The sequence below is a fragment of the Streptomyces sp. NPDC005374 genome (assembly GCF_042872225.1).
Classification (GTDB): domain Bacteria; phylum Actinomycetota; class Actinomycetes; order Streptomycetales; family Streptomycetaceae; genus Streptomyces.
The window spans coordinates 94340-109354 of the sequence record NZ_JBIAKA010000025.1; the positions used below are offsets into that span (position 1 = coordinate 94340).

The window sequence follows — 15015 nt, forward strand, 5'->3', positions numbered from 1 at the left end:
GTTACCACGCCTCCAGACGGAGGACGTGGTCTTCTCCGGCGACAAGGTCGAGCGGCTCGGCGCCGGAGAAAGTCCGGAGTTCGACGCGGTGGGTCCGGGTGGGGCGGATCACCGCGGTCGCTTCGTGCGGGCTCCAGGTGAGGTCGAGTTCGGCCCCGAACCTGGTGCGGATGCCCTTGAGTTGCCCGGTCGGGTACGCCCGCGGCACGGCCGGAAGGAGCACCAGCCGGTCCGGCGTCGACTGCACGAGCATCTCGACGAGCACGGCGGGCAGGGTGTGGGCGGCGTCCGCGTTGTAGACGTCCCGGTTCGGGTAGTGCGCGCTCATCAGGGAGGTGTGGAAGAAGTCGCCTTTCAGGACCTGGCCGAGGGCGTGCGCGACCCGTTCGCCGTCGCGCAGCCGGGCCGCGACGAGGGCGTGGTGGAGGTGACCGTGGGCCGAGTCGTTCTCGGCGCCGCGCAGTTCGAGGGCGCGGTGGGCGGCCTTGGCGAGGTCGGGGGTGTCGTAGGGGGTGATCTCGTCGAGCGGCCAGACACCGTAGAGGTGGCTGAGGTGGCGGTGGTCGTAGGTGTCGTCGAGGCCGGGCCAGGCCCATTCGGCGAGGGCGCCTTCGGCGTTGGTCCGGTGGGGCGGGAGACGCTCGGCGAGGGCACGCCAGATCTCCGCCTGCTCGGTGCCCGGGTGGTAGGCGGCGGCCGTGCGCAGGGCGTGCCGGGCGGCCGAGAGGTCCATGGCCGCGTTGATCGCGCCCCAACTCGCGTTCGCGGGGCGGTTCTCGGGCGAGTAGGAGGGGACGACGACGAGGTGCCCGTTCTCGTCGACCCGCGTCAGGAAGTCCTCGTAGAACCGGGCGACCTCGGCGAGCGCGTGCGCGGTGCGCGGGTCCTGCTCGCCGCGGGTCTCGTCGTGGTCGACAAGGGGCTTGAGCAGCCAGTCGGCCCCCGCGGTCCACACGTGCAGCGGGTATTCGCGGCTGAAGTGGTACGTCAGCCCGGACTCGCCGTCGGAGTGCGGCGGGGCGACGACGCCTCGGGTGCCGAAGATCTCGCGGGCGTTGTCCTGCCAGTCCGGTATCTGACGGTGAATCAGGGAGGCGAGGGCCTCGGTGACTTCGGGGAGGGCGGCGCTCGCGGCGGACGCGGTCTGGAGGTTGACGTTGGCGTCGTTGGTGAACGCTCCCGACCAGGCCGTGTTCCAGTCGCCGGTCCACAGGCCGGTGAGGCGGGGCGGGAAGAGACCGCTGGCGGAGAGCAGGTGGTAGCGGCCGGCGGCGAAGAGGCGTTCCAGGAGGGCGGGGCTGTCGGGACGCGTGAGCAACTCCGAGCCCGGCAGAGCGCGTTCGGCGGGGTCCGCGCCGAGGTCGAGGGTCACGCGCTCGTAGGCGGGGCGGTGCACCTCGGCGTGCCGGGCCAAGAGGCCCTCATAGGGGTCCTGGTCCGGAAGCAGCTCGCCCAGGGCCCGGGCCTCGGCGAGTGCGTCCGGTTCGTCGGTGTGGCGCAGGACGCGGGTGAGGAGGAGGACGGAGTCCGCGCCGGTGATGCGGAGGCCGGGAGGTGTGAGGGTCGTACGGCCGCCCGTGACGGTGACGAGGGTGATGCCGGTGCAGGCACGGTCGCTGCCGGGGTAGCGGGCGCGCAGGGTGAGCAGGGCGCCCTCGGGGGTGAGGACGGCGCCGTGGCCGACGGCGAGGTCGTGGGGTGCGCCCGGGAGCCGGTGGTCGAGAGAGATGTCCAGGTCGGGGGCGGTGACCTGGTGGACGATGACGTCGTCGGCGCGGGAGACGAAGACGCGGCTGAGGTGGCCCTCGTACTCGGTCCGCGCCACACCGGTGGTGAAGTCGACGGCGCGGCGGTGCTCAGGTGTCCCGGCGGAGGTGGGCCGTCGCAGCCGTATCGCGAAGGCGGGGTGGAAGGGCTGTACCCACTGGAGTTCGCGCCGGTCGGTGAAGCTCTCGGCGGCGTGCAGGTCGCCGGCGAGCAACCGGTCCTGGAGTGCGGGGAGTTCGGCGGCGAGCCGGGGCGGGCGGGCGTGTTCGGAGCCGTTGGGGCGGACCAGGGTGTGGTGGGTGACGACGACCCGCTCGTCACCCGGGTCGCCGAACAGGAGGGCGCCGTGACGGCCGTTGCCGCTCAGGAAGCCGTCCTCCCAGCGGGTGGCCGGTCCGGGCTCCCAGGTGCCGTGGACGGGGCCGTCGCTCGTCACGCGAGTACCACCACTCCGTAGCGGCCCAGCGTCACCCGGTCCGTGACGGACTCCCCCGTCAGCAGGTCCCGGTGGGTGCCGGGGACGTCCACCGTCACCGAGTCGCGACCGTGGTTGAGGAGGAAGAGCAGGTCACCGCGGCGGACCGCCTCGACCCGGTCGGGCAGTGCGTCGAGGGCGGGGCGGGCGCCCGCGTCGTGGGCGATACGGGCGAGGAGTCCGCGCAGGGCATCCGGCTCGGGGAGCGTCGAGAAGTACCAGGCGCGGTCCCTGCGGAGCACCGCGGGCAGCCCGTCGAGCTCACCCCCCTTGTAGGCGGCCTCTGTTGTGGCGCTGTCGTCCTTGTCGATCTCCTCCGACCACAAGGTGCCGCGAAAACCGCCCGGTTCGCTGTCGCACTCGGCGTGTTCGTCGGCGTCGAGCGGCCACCACTCGTGCAGGGTGCGGATGCCGAACAGCTCGCGCAGGCGGGCGTCCATGCCGCCGGGGCGTACCCGGTCGTCCTGGTCGGCGACGCCGGTGAGGAAGCCGGAGACGAGGGTGCCGCCCTGGCGGACGTAGGCGAGGAGGTTGTCGATCGCCGCGTCGGTGAGGGCGTAGAGCTGAGGGACGACGACCAGCTTGTAGGCGGTGAGGTCGTGTTCGGGATGGGCGAAGTCGGTGGTGAGGTGGGCCTCCCAGAGGGCACGGTGCCATGCCTTCAGGAGGTCGGGGTGGTCGACCCGGTGGGAGAGGCGGCCCTCCTGGGAGCCGGCCCACCAGGCATGCCAGTCGTGCAGGACGGCGATGTCGTAGGCGGTGTGACGGCCCGTCACCTCGCCTGAGATCCGGGAGAGTTCGGCGCCGAGCTGCTTGACCTCCAGGTAGGTACGGCCTTCCTCGCCCGCGTGACTGACCATCCCGGAGTGGAACTTCTCCGCGCCCTGCCGGGACTGCCGCCACTGGAAGTAGCAGACGGCGTCGGCACCCCGGGCCACCGCCTGGAGGGACCAGAGACGGTTAATGCCCCGCGGCTTCGGGTGGTTCACGCCCCGCCAGTTGACCGGCCCCGCGGCCTGCTCCATGAGCATCCAGGGACCGCGGGCCTGCGAGCGGGTCATGTCCTGTACGAGGGCGCCCTGTTGGGCTCCCAGCGGGTCCCGCGGGTCGGGGTAGAGGTCGACGGAGACGACGTCCTCCTCCTCGGCCCAGCGCCAGGCGTCCTGGCCGACCCACAGCGGCATGAAGTTGCTGGTCACCGGGGTGTGCGGGGTGGCCAGGCGGACGATGTCCCGCTCGGCGAGGTAGCACTCCAGGAGCATGTCGGAGGTGAACCGCTTGAAGTCCAGAACCTGGGTGGGGTTCTTCATGTAGTGGGCGTTGCGGGGTGTGTGGATCTCGGCCCAGTCGCCGTAACCCTGGCTCCAGAAGGCCGTGCCCCAGGCCTCGTTGAGTTCCTCGAGGGTGCCGTACTTGTTCCGGATCCAGGTGCGGAAGCGGGCGGCGGCCTCGTCGCTCCAGTCGTAGGTGCAGTACTCGTTGTTGATGTGCCACATGGTGAGGGCCGGGTGGCCGCCGTAGCGGGCGGCGAGGTCCTCGGTGATGGCGGCGGCGTATCGGCGGTAGGTGGCGCTGGAGTGCGAGAAGTGCTGGCGCCCGCCCCAGTACTCGGTGCGTCCGTCCTCGGTGACGGGCAGGGTGTCGGGGTGCAGGTGCCCCATCCACGGCGGGGGCGAGGACGTCGGGGTGGCGAGGACGACGCCGATGCCGTTCTCGTGCATGAGGTCCATCAGCCGGTCCAGCCAACCGAAGTCCCGCTCTCCCGGCCGGGGTTCGAGCTTCGCCCAGGAGAACACGCCGAGGGTGACGGAGTTGACGCCGGCGGCCCTCATGAGGCGCACGTCCTCCAGCCAGGTCTCCTCGGGCCACTGCTCGGGGTTGTAGTCGCCGCCGTAGAGGATGCGGCCGCGGGTGGCGTCCTGGAGTCCCGGTGTCATGCCGGCTCCCCGTACTGGATGCCCCGGCCGTTGGTGGCGATGTAGACGCGGCCGTACACCCGCGGGTCGGCGGCGATGGTCGCGCCGATCCAGCCCCACTGGTGCTGGTCGTCGTTGACGCGTACCCAGGTCTTCGCGCCGTCGTCGGAGCGGTACACGGCGGTGATCGACTCCGTGGAGCCGACCTGGTAGATCGCCGGATAGTCCGCGCCGTCCGCGGCCTTCCCGAAGGCGAGCGTGTGGGAGGCCCAGCAGCTGGTGAGCTTGGTGAAGGTCGCTCCGCCGTCGGTGGACCGGTACAGGCCGTTCGTCTTGGTGCTCAGCCACAGGTCGCCGGAGCGTCCCGGGGCCGCGGTCAGCTGGAACTGGCTGTCCCCCGAGGGCAGTCCGGTCGCGCGCCCGGTGAAGGTGAGACCGCTGTCGGTGCTGGCGAACAGGGTGCCGGTGTCGGTGTCGTACGCGTAGAAGCGCGTCGGGTCGGCCGGGTCGGCGAGCGGGGTGGCGCCCTTGGGGCAGGTGGGGATCTCGGACCAGCTCGCCCCGTTGTCGGTGGAGCGCTGGGCGGAGTACTTGGTGCCGTCCCAGTGCAGGAAGGTCCACAGCAGCACGCTGCCGTCGCTGTTGGTGGCGATCGGTCCCGGCGAGTCCTTGGCGAGGGCGGGCTGGGCCGCGAAGGGCGCCCAGGACTTGCCGCCGTCCTTGGAGAAGGCCCCGTTGCCGTGGTCGCCGAAGCCGGTGCGGACGACGTACGACGGCTTGGCGGCGGCCTGGGCGAGTCCGGTCGCCGATCCGAACACGGGGTTCGAAGCCATGCCGCGCGAGGGTGAGGCGGTGAGCCGCTCGTGGTACATGACACCGACGTCCCCGAGACCGCTGAGCAGGTGTGCCTCCCCGGTCGGGGGCGAGATCAACTGCCGTACGGAGGTCTCCTCCAGGCCGCGGATCTGAGGGGCCCAGTGCTTCAGGTCCCGGGTGCCGTAGAGGGTCGCGCCGGTGCCGTAGACGACGTGTTTCGAGTCGTACGGGTCGAGGGCGACGGCCTGGATCCACCAGCCGAACTTGGGCGCGTCGGCGCCGAAGGTGAGGAACGGGGTCTCGGACACGTCGAGGACCGCGGAGTCCTTCAGCGACGTCCAGGTGCGGCCGCCGTTCGTGGTCCGGTACAGGGTGTCGACGGCCGCCCAGCGGTTGTTGGTGGAGACGACGACCGTGCCGGGGCGGCGGGCGTCCACGGCGACGCCGCCGTAGGCGAAGGTGTCGGATGAGCCGTCGCTCGTGGTCCCGCCGGGCTTCACGGGCGTGACGTCGGTCCATTTGCCGCTCGCCGTGGCCAGCTTGTGCACACTGCCGTCGGACTGCCCGTTGGGGCCGGGCGCGTTGGCGTAGCTGACGTACAACTCCCGGGTGTGGCAGTCATAGGCGGCCCTGATCGGCACCTTGGCGGAGGTACCGGAGGGCTGCGCGGGGACGGCCTCCCAGGTGGTGCCGTCGGAGGTGCGGTACAGGTTGGGGGCGGTGCCGTCGGAGTCGCCCCAGCCGGCGTAGAGGGTCCGTCCGGCGGCGACGAGCAGGGTGACACCCTGACCGCCGCTGCTCGGAGCTCCTGGGAAGGTACTCGCGGTGGCCCAAGTCGCGCCCCGGTCGGTGGACTTGAGCAGCCCGTCGTGTCGGGTTCCGAGCCACAGCGTGTCGCTGTCCCGGGGGTCGACGAGCAGCCGCTCCCCCGTTCCCCGGCCGTCCTCGTTCCCGCCGAGCTTCACGGCCAGGTCGGTGCGGGCCCAGGTGGCTCCCCGGTCCTCGGAGCGCAGCACAGCCCCGTTGCCGGCCCAGGACTGGGCGTAGGTGCCGAGCGCGAGGTAGACCCGGTCGGGGTGGACGGGGTCGACGGCCATGGCCTCGACACCGAGAAGGTTCCAGTCGTCCCAGCCGAGATCGTCGTTGAGGGGGATCCAACGGGCCGATCTGTCGTCCCAGCGGTAGGCGCCGCCGATGTCGGTACGGGCGTAGGCGAGACCCCGGACGGAGGGGTGGAAGAGGACACCGGTGACGAAACCGGTACCGCCGATGGCGACTTGGCGCCAGCGGTAGGAGGGGGTGGCGGAGCCGACGGCCGCGGCAGCCCCCGTGAAGGACGGAACGGCGGTGATCGCGGCGGCGGCCGCGGTCCCGGCAAGAACGGCACGACGGCTAAGCCTGGACCCAAGCATGACAAACCTCGCTCTGAACTAAGGGGAAGTGAACGCCCCTCAGGGGCGCGGGACTGTATCGATGTGCGGCTCCGCCGCGTGGGCGCGACAATCCACAACGAACCCGCAGCCGCCGACCGATCGAAGCCCCCAGTCGATTAGGCGCAGGTCATCCCTTCACCGCACCGGTGAGCATGCCCTTCTTGAAATGCCGCTGGACGAACGGAGAAGCCACCGCGACAGGAATCAACGCCAGCACCATGACGGCCATCTGCAACCCCAACGCCGACAACTGCCCCGTACGAACCGCCTGCTGCAACCCCGTGGGGTTCGCCGTGTTCTTCTGCACCAGCTGGATGAGCACGTTCTGCAGCGGCATCATCGACTGGTCACTGAGATAGATCGACGCGTTGAACCAGGCACTCCAGTACCCGACCGCGTAGAAGAGCGAGATCACGGCCAGCACAGCCCGGGACAGCGGCATGATGATGGTCAGCAGGATCCGCATGTCACCGGCCCCGTCGATGCGCGCGGACTCGGTGAGTTCGGGCGAGATCCCCATGAAGAAGGCCCGCAGCACAAGGATGTTGAAGACGCTGACAGCACTCGGCAGGATCAGCGACAGATAGGTGTCCGTGAGCCCCAGCGACTGCACCAGCAGGTACGTCGGGATGAGGCCGGCGCCGAAGAACATGGTCGCCATCATGGTCACCAGGAAGAACCGGTGGCCCAGACTCCCGGGCCGCGACAGCCCGTACGCCGCCAGCACCGACACCGCCATCGAGAACAGGGTGCCGAAGATCGTGACCCCGAGCGAGACCATGATCGCCCGGCTGACCTGTCCGCCGCTGAGCAGTTCCGTGTAGTTGACGAAGGTGATGCCCTGGGGGATCACGACGAGGCCGCCGACCCGGTCGATCACCGGCTTCGGGGAGAGGCTGGTGACGATGACGATCCACAGCGGACCGAGCACCCCGAGGCAGCACAGGAGCAAGAGGCCGCTCTTCGCGGTGATGCCGGCCTTGTTGGGCTCCTCCTCCCACGCGGGCCGGGCGGGGGCCTTGAGGCTGCGGATGAGCTGGGTGTTGAGGCTCACTTCTGGTACACCCCCTGCTCGCCGAGCAGGTGCGCGAACTTGTTCGCGCCCAGGACGAGACACACTCCGATGGCTCCCTTGACGAGGCCGACCGCGGCCGCATAGCTGAAGTCGCCGTTCTGGATACCCATGTTCCAGACGTACGTGTCGAGGACCTCGCTGGCCCCGACCCCGACCGCGTACCGCTGGAGCAGGAACTGCTCGAAGCCGACGCTGAGCGCGTCGCCGACCCTGAGGACCAGGAGCAGCGCGATCACCGGGCGCAGCGCGGGCAGCGTCACGTGCCACATGCGGCGCCAGCGCCCGGCGCCGTCCATGGCGGCGGCCTCGTACAGGTCGGTGCTGACGGCGGCCAGCGCGGCGAGGAAGACGATGATCCCCCAGCCGGAGTCCTTCCAGACGGCCTGCGCGGTGACCAGGTACTTGAACAGGCCCGCGTTGGTCATCAGGTCGAAGCCGGTCCAGCCGTGGTTCTCCAGGGTCTGGGCGATGATGCCCGCACCGCCGAAGATCTGCTGGAACACGGTGACGACGAGGACCCACGAGAAGAAGTGCGGCAGATACATGATCGCCTGTGCCACGGCCCGGACCCGGGGCCGGATCACGCTGTTGATGAGCAGCGCGAGGGCGATGGGGATCGGGAAGAACAGCACCAGCTGGAGTACGAACAGCACGATGGTGTTCTTCGCGGCGCTCCAGAACAGCGGGTCGTCGATCATCCGCGAGAACTGCTCCACCCCGACCCAGGGGCTGTGGAAAATCGCGGTGACGCCGTTGCTGGAGACGTACGGGTCGTACTCCTGGAAGGCGACGACGTTGCCGAGCAGCGGGACGTAGTTGAAGAGCAGGAGCAGGAACATGACCGGCAGCGTCATCAGGATGAGCGTGCGGTCGCGGCGCAGCCGGATCTTGAAGGGAACCTTGCCGGCCTTGCTCGCCTTGCCCGGAACCCGGTTCTTCACCACTGCGGCGGCGACCGCGGCCGTCGGTTCCTCGACGGCCGCGGGAGGACGAGTCCCGTCGGGCCTGCTCCCGGCCGTGATGGACATCAGTTGCCGCTGCCGTTCTTGTCGAGGAGCTGCTTGTACCAGTCGCGCAGCTTGTCGCCGCCGGAGGACTTCCAGGTGGAGATGGCCGCCTGGACGTCGGAGAGCTTGCGGTTGCCGCGCACGTAGTCGATCTCCAGCTGCTCGAACTGGCTGCCGAGGTTGGCCCAGCGGGTCGGCTCGACGATGTTCATGCCGAAGGTCGACGTCTTCTTCATGAAGGCGCCCATCCGCTGCTGCCACTCGACCTGCTTGCGGGCGGTCTCGGGGAAGTCGGGGTGGGCGAAGTAGGCGGCCGGCGCGGCCAGCATCACCCAGGCGTTGAGGACCTCGGAGTTGCCGAGGTCGTTCTTGACCGGGACGCCGTCCTTGACGGTGTAGTGGGTGCCCTCGACGCCGTAGTCGACGAGCATCCGCTCCTTGGTGCCGTAGGGCGCGGCGGAGAAGTCGGCGGCGGCCAGCGCGTTCTCGATCGTCGTCTTGGAGGCGCCCTTGCGGATCAACGACCAGATGGTGGCGGGCTGGGAGGCCCACAGCGTCGGGTTGCCGCCGTCGGCTCCGAAGAGGTCCATGCCCTCGATCTTGAAGTCCGGGTTGGACGCGGCCTGTTCTGCGGTCTTGCCGTACCAGCTGGAGATGTTGTCGTTGTAGACGAGAACCTGCCCGGCGGTGAACCGCTGGCCCTGGTCTCCGGTGCGCGCCTTGTCGTCAGGGTGGACCACGCCCGCGTCGAACAGCTTGCGGACCCACTCCAGGGCCTCGAGGTACTCGGGCACCTCATGGCGGTAGGTCAGCTTGCCGTCGTCCCCGATGTTCCAGCCGAGCGTCCCGGAGGGGCGGACACCGAAGAAGCTCCAGGCGGACCAGTTCATGTCGGCGCAGGCCCATACCTTGGCCTTGGCGCTGGTGGCCTCCTTGGCCCAGCTGAGGAACTCGTCCGGCGACTTGGGGACCGACCAGCCCTTCTTGTCGAAGACGTCCTTGCGGTAGAAGGGCGTGATCCAGTTCGCGGTGGCGGCCGGCATCGGGATGCCGCGCAGCGCACCGCCGAAGATGCCCATGCGCCAGGCGTCGGAGGGGATCGCGGCCAGGTTCGGGTACTTCTTGACCTTGTCGCCCGCGAGGTAGGGGCTGAGGTCCATGAACTTCGCGGTGACGGCGTTGGAGATCTTGCCGACCAGTTCCCAGCCGGGTACGACCACCATGTCGGGTATGGAGCTGGAGGCGAGAACGGCGCCGAGCTTCTCGCCGTAGGTGTTGCCGTCCTGGTTCTGCCAGGTGACCTTGGTGCCCGCGGCGGCGTCGAGCGCCTTGTAGTAGGCGCAGCCGGCCTTAGGCGGGGAGCCCCAGAAGGGGGACATGATCTTGATGGGGGCGCCGGTGCCGAGCTTCTCCGGGACCGAGGTCTTCAGGGCCGCGAGGTCGACCTTGCCGGTGTAGCCGGCGGCCGAGCCGTTCTTCGACGGGAGGTCGGGGTTCGCGACCGTGCTGGCGACGAAGGCCGGGAGCATCTTGTCCGCGGCCTTGCCCGACGTGGTCCCTTCACGCTCCCCGCTGTCCGAGCCGCCACAGGCGGCAAGCAGCGGCATCCCGCCCGCCACCGCTGCGGTGGCGACCGCGGTGGAGGCGAGGAAGCTTCTCCGGCTGGGCCCGGAAGGACCAGAGGAGGGGGAAGCGGCGTTCGGCGTCATTGCGTCAACCCTTCATGGCGCACCAGGACACCCGGCGGTGGAGCCGTCGGCTGCGGTGTCTTGAGTGGAACTGGCTGAGCTGAAGCTGGCCTCGACCCATGTAACGGCGATCCGTAGTCGAAGCGCTTCGATGTTGCTGTGAGGTTAAGTGAACACCCAGGGGTGCACAAGAGTCGGATGCAAGATTCCTCGGAGGTGCAAGGGGAGACCTTTTCTTATGCACCGCTTGAAGTGACGGTGTTGATCTCTTGACACCCACCCCGAAGTCGAATGAGCATCGAAGCGCTTCGAAAGCATCGAACCGATCCATCGCAAGGGGATCCCCACGTGACCGCACACCCGCCGCACACACCGCCATTTCGCGATCCGCACATGCCGTTCGCGAAGCGCATCGACGATCTGCTGTCGCGGCTGACCCCCGACGAGAAAATCGGCTTCCTGCACCAGTTCGCCCCGGCCGTCGAGCGGCTCGGCATCGCGGGGTTCCGCACCGGCCAGGAGGCGCTGCACGGCGTCGCGTGGATGGGCCCGGCGACGGTCTTCCCGCAGGCGGTCGGCCTCGGCGCGACCTGGAACACCGAGCTCGTACGACGCGTCGGCGAGGCGGTGTCCAAGGAGGTCCGGGCGATGCGCGCCCACGACGACCGCGTCGGCCTCAACGTCTGGGCGCCGACGGTCAACCTGCTCCGGCACCCGCTGTGGGGCCGTAACGAGGAGGGTTACTCGGAGGACCCGAAGCTCACCTCGGCGATCGCCACCGCCTACACCCGGGGGCTGCGCGGCGACCACCCGACGTACTGGCGCACCGCCCCGGTCCTCAAGCACTGGCTGGCCCACAACAACGAGACGGACCGGGCCACCGCGTCGAGCTCGGTGCGCCCGCGCGTGCTGCACGAGTACGACCTGCGCGCCTTCCGCGAGACGGTCGAGGCGGGCACGGTGGCCGGGGTGATGCCGGCGTACAACCTGGTCAACGGCCGCCCCAACCACGTCTCGCCCTACCTGCGCGAGCACTTGCGCGCCTGGACCGAGGAGGACCTGCTGGTCTGCTCGGACGCGGGCGCGCCCTCCAACCTGGTCGACCACGAGCACTACTTCGACACCCACGAGGAGGCGACCGCCGCCTCGCTCAGGGCCGGCGTCGACAGCTTCACCGACCATGGCACGGACAGCTCGCAGATCACCGTGCGCATCCAAGGGGCTCTGGACCAGGGCCTGTTGACCGAGGCCGACATCGACACCGCGGTGCGCCGGCAGCTCTCGGTCCGCTTCCGGCTCGGCGAGTTCGACCCGCAACTCGACCCGCACGCCGACGACAAGGACTTCGACACGCCGGAGCACCGCGCGCTCGCCCAGGAGGCCGCCGAGCAGGCGATCGTCCTGCTCAGGAACGACGGTGTGCTGCCGCTCGCCCCCGACACCCGGATCGCCGTGGTCGGTCTGCTCGCCGACGAGTGCAAGGTCGACTGGTACAGCGGCACGCTCATCCACCGCTCCACCCCGCTGGAGGGGCTGTACGAGCGGTTCGGCGCCGAGCGTGTGGAGTTCGCGGAGGGCGTGGACCGGGTCCGCCTGAAGACCTCTGCCGGGACGTTTCTGCACGTCCCTGCCTCCGAGGGCAGCGAGGACGAGGTGCGCGGCGCCGAGGGCGCCCTGGACCCGGCGCTGCTCGCGGGCCGCACCGACCTGCCCCCGCTGACGACGGACGCCACCGGCACCGAGTTCGCGCTGATCGACTGGGACGAGGGCGTCCTCACGCTCCGCGCCCCCGACGGCCGCTATGTCTCCGTCGCCGAGGACGGTTATCTGCGCGCCTCCGCCGACCAGCCCGGAGGCTGGGTCGTCCAGGAGACGTTCCGCCTGGAACAGCACGGCAGCGGTCACCTCCTCAGGCACATCGGCACGGGCCGCCACGTCACTGTCGGCGCGGACGGAGTAAAGGTTGCCGACGAAAACGGCGAGAACGACCAGAACGCGGAAACCTTTGAGCTGATCATCGTCGAACGCGGCGAAGACGCAGTGACCCGCGTCACATCCGAGGCGGATGTCGTCCTGGTCGTCGCGGGAAACGATCCACACATCAACGGCCGCGAGACCGAGGACCGCACCTCCCTGCGCCTCCCCGCCCATCAGGAGCGCCTGCTGCGGGCGGCCCGCGCCGCGAACCCCCGCACGGTCCTGGCGCTGGTCTCGGCCTACCCGTACGCGGTCGACACCGCGGGCCTGTCCGCAACGCTCTGGACAGCGCACGGCGGCCAGGCGGCCGGCACCGCCCTGGCCCGCGTCCTGGCCGGTGACGTCTCCCCCGCCGGCCGCCTCCCGCAGACCTGGTACGAGAGCGACGCCGACCTGCCCGGCCTCCTCGACTACGACGTCATCGGCAGCCGTCAGACCTACCTCTACTTCGAGGGCACACCCCTGTTCCCGTTCGGGCACGGCCTGTCGTACGCGTCCTTCTCGTACGGCGATCTCGGCGTGCGGATCGACGACGGGACGGCGCACGTCTCGTTCACGATCACGAACACCGGTGACGTCACCGCCGACGAGGTCGCCCAGCTCTACACCCGCGCGGTCGACCCCGCACTCCCCCGCCCGCGCTGCGAACTGGTGGCCCACCGGCGCGTGACACTCGCGCCCGGCGCCCGCGAGGAGCTGTCCTTCGAAGTCCCCCTGAGCGCCTTCGAGTTCTGGGACGTGACACAGGGCCGGTGGCGCCTGGACCCGGGCCCCTACGAGCTCCTGGCCGGCGCCTCCAGCGAGGACATCCGGCTGCGTACGACGGTGCCGCTCGACGGCGAGCCCGGCGCACCTCGTCCCGTGCTCCAACGGGGCCTCGCGGGCGCGGACTTCGACGAGCAGAGCGGTGTCGAGATCGTCGACCGGACGAAGGAGACGGGGGACGCGGTGACCGCGGGTGAGGGCCGTACCGGTGAACTCGTCTACAAGGACTGCGACTTCGGCGACGGCGTCACCGAGGTGACGGCTCTGGTCTGCGGCGAGGGCGCGGTCGAGCTGTCGCTGGACGGGGGCGCGGTGCTCGCCGTACTGGAGGTGGAGGAATCCGACTCCGGGCCGTACGACTACACCACCCTCGACGCCGGGATCGTCGCCGAGGGCGTGCACGACGTCCACCTCAGGCTGCGCGGCCCGCTGCGGCTCGCGCACGTCGGCTTCTCCGGCTGAGGGTCCGGAACGGCCGACGACAAGAAGGGGCCCGGCACCGGAAGGCATCGGTGCCGGGCCCCTTCGGGGCGGCGGGTCAGCGTCGCTGCGCCCACTCTATATGGAAATGATTCCCATTAGCTAGAGGGTTTGGCCGCGGGTTCTCAGAGCGCGAGGCCCGTCAGCACCAGCACCCGCTCGTAGGTGTAGTCGTCCATCGCGAACCTCACGCCCTCACGGCCCACCCCGGACTGCTTGGCACCGCCGTACGGCATCTGGTCGGCACGGTAGGAGGGGACGTCGCCGATGACGACGCCGCCGACCTCGAGGGCGCGGTGGGCACGGAAGGCGGCCTGCAGGTCGTGGGTGAACACGCCTGCCTGGAGGCCGTACTTGGAGGAGTTGACGGCGGCGAAGGCCTCGTCCTCGCCGTCGACCTTCTGCACGGTGAGGACCGGTCCGAAGACCTCCTCGCAGGAGATCGTCGTGTCGGCCGGGACGTCGGTGAGGACGGTCGGCGCATAGGAGGCGCCGTCGCGGTCACCGCCCGTCAGCAGACTCGCACCCGCCTCCACGGCCTCCTTCACCCACGCCTCGACGCGCTTGGCCGCGTCCTCGCTGACCAGCGGGCCGACGTCGGTCTTGTCGTCGCCGGGGTCGCCCGTGCCCTGGGCCTCGACGGCGGCGACGATCCGCGGGAGCAGCCGGTCGTACACCGACGCGTCGGCGACGACCCGCTGCACGGAGATGCAGGACTGGCCGCCCTGGTAGTTGGAGAAGGTCGCGATACGGGTCGCGGCCCAGTCGAGGTCGGCGTCGGAGGCGTAGTCGCCGAGCACGACCGCGGCGCCGTTGCCGCCCAGCTCCAGCGTGCAGTGCTTGCGCGGCACCGAGTCCATGATCGCGTAGCCGACCTTCTCGGAACCGGTGAAGGAGATCACGGGCAGGCGCTCGTCCTGGACGAGGTCGGCCATGCGGTCGTTCGGGACGGGGAGGATGCTCCAGGAACCGGCGGGCAGTTCGGCGCCTTCGGCCGCGGCCGCGGCGAGGAGCTCGCCGATGACCAGCCCGGACAGCGGGGTGGCGGGGGCGGGCTTGAGGATGATCGGGACACCGGCCGCGATCGCCGGGGCGATCTTGTGGGCGCAGAGGTTGAGCGGGAAGTTGAAGGGCGCGATACCGAGGACGGCACCCTTCGGGAAGCGCCGGGTCAGCGCGAGGCGCCCCTGCCCGCCGAGGTCGGTGTCGAGCCGCTGGGCCTCCCCGCCGTTGAACCGCCGGGCCTCTTCCGCCGCGAACCGGAACACGGACACCGCGCGTCCGACCTCCCCCCGGGCCCACTTGACCGGCTTGCCGTTCTCGGCGGAGATCAGCTGGGCGATCTCCTCGGTGCGCTCGACGAGCCCGCGGCTGACGTGGTCGAGGGCGGCGGCGCGAACGTGGGCGGGGGTCGCCGCGAACTCGTCCCGTACGGCGTACGCGGCGGCCACGGCCTCCTCGATCTGCGTGTCGTCCGGCACGGCGACCTTGCCGACCAGCCGTCCGTCCCAGGGCGAAGTGACGTCGAAGGTGTCCTCGCCGGCGACCCGGCGGCCGGCGAGCCAGAAGGCGTGGGTGGAAGTCATGCCCCCACGGTAGGGCCGGGTGGGCGGGAT

8 protein-coding genes are annotated in these 15015 nt (G+C 70.2%); 1 reads left to right on the forward strand and 7 read right to left on the reverse strand.

The window, feature by feature from the left end; translation table 11 throughout:
* Position 1 precedes the first annotated feature (1 nt).
* The 6 genes from ACFYRX_RS42710 to ACFYRX_RS42735 form a co-directional block, all read right to left on the reverse strand.
* Positions 2-2203, reverse strand: a complete 2202-nt coding sequence (locus ACFYRX_RS42710) for a glycoside hydrolase N-terminal domain-containing protein (RefSeq protein WP_389112300.1) — start codon at positions 2201-2203, stop codon at positions 2-4.
* Positions 2200-4179: a beta-galactosidase gene (locus tag ACFYRX_RS42715; protein ID WP_389112302.1), complete on the reverse strand. Its 1980-nt coding sequence runs from the start codon at positions 4177-4179 to the stop codon at positions 2200-2202. Before ACFYRX_RS42715 ends, ACFYRX_RS42710 begins: the two co-directional genes overlap by 4 nt.
* Positions 4176-6386, reverse strand: a complete 2211-nt coding sequence (locus ACFYRX_RS42720; RefSeq protein WP_389112304.1) for a WD40/YVTN/BNR-like repeat-containing protein — start codon at positions 6384-6386, stop codon at positions 4176-4178. Before ACFYRX_RS42720 ends, ACFYRX_RS42715 begins: the two co-directional genes overlap by 4 nt.
* A gap of 148 nt (positions 6387-6534) precedes the next feature.
* Positions 6535-7461: a carbohydrate ABC transporter permease gene (locus ACFYRX_RS42725; RefSeq protein WP_389112306.1), complete on the reverse strand. Its 927-nt coding sequence runs from the start codon at positions 7459-7461 to the stop codon at positions 6535-6537.
* On the reverse strand, positions 7458-8510 hold the full coding sequence (locus ACFYRX_RS42730; protein ID WP_389112307.1) for an ABC transporter permease: 1053 nt from the start codon (positions 8508-8510) through the stop codon (positions 7458-7460). Before ACFYRX_RS42730 ends, ACFYRX_RS42725 begins: the two co-directional genes overlap by 4 nt.
* On the reverse strand, positions 8510-10198 hold the full coding sequence (locus tag ACFYRX_RS42735; protein WP_389112309.1) for an extracellular solute-binding protein: 1689 nt from the start codon (positions 10196-10198) through the stop codon (positions 8510-8512). Before ACFYRX_RS42735 ends, ACFYRX_RS42730 begins: the two co-directional genes overlap by 1 nt.
* A gap of 327 nt (positions 10199-10525) precedes the next feature.
* Between ACFYRX_RS42735 and ACFYRX_RS42740 the strand changes: the two genes are divergently transcribed.
* Positions 10526-13381, forward strand: coding sequence for a glycoside hydrolase family 3 C-terminal domain-containing protein (locus ACFYRX_RS42740; RefSeq protein WP_389112311.1), 2856 nt, complete (start codon positions 10526-10528; stop codon positions 13379-13381).
* A 143-nt stretch (positions 13382-13524) separates the two neighbouring features.
* Here ACFYRX_RS42740 and ACFYRX_RS42745 read toward each other — a convergent pair whose 3' ends face one another.
* A complete protein-coding gene (locus ACFYRX_RS42745; RefSeq protein ID WP_389112313.1) occupies positions 13525-14985 on the reverse strand; it encodes an aldehyde dehydrogenase family protein in 1461 nt (486 codons plus the stop codon).
* Positions 14986-15015: the final 30 nt, after the last annotated feature.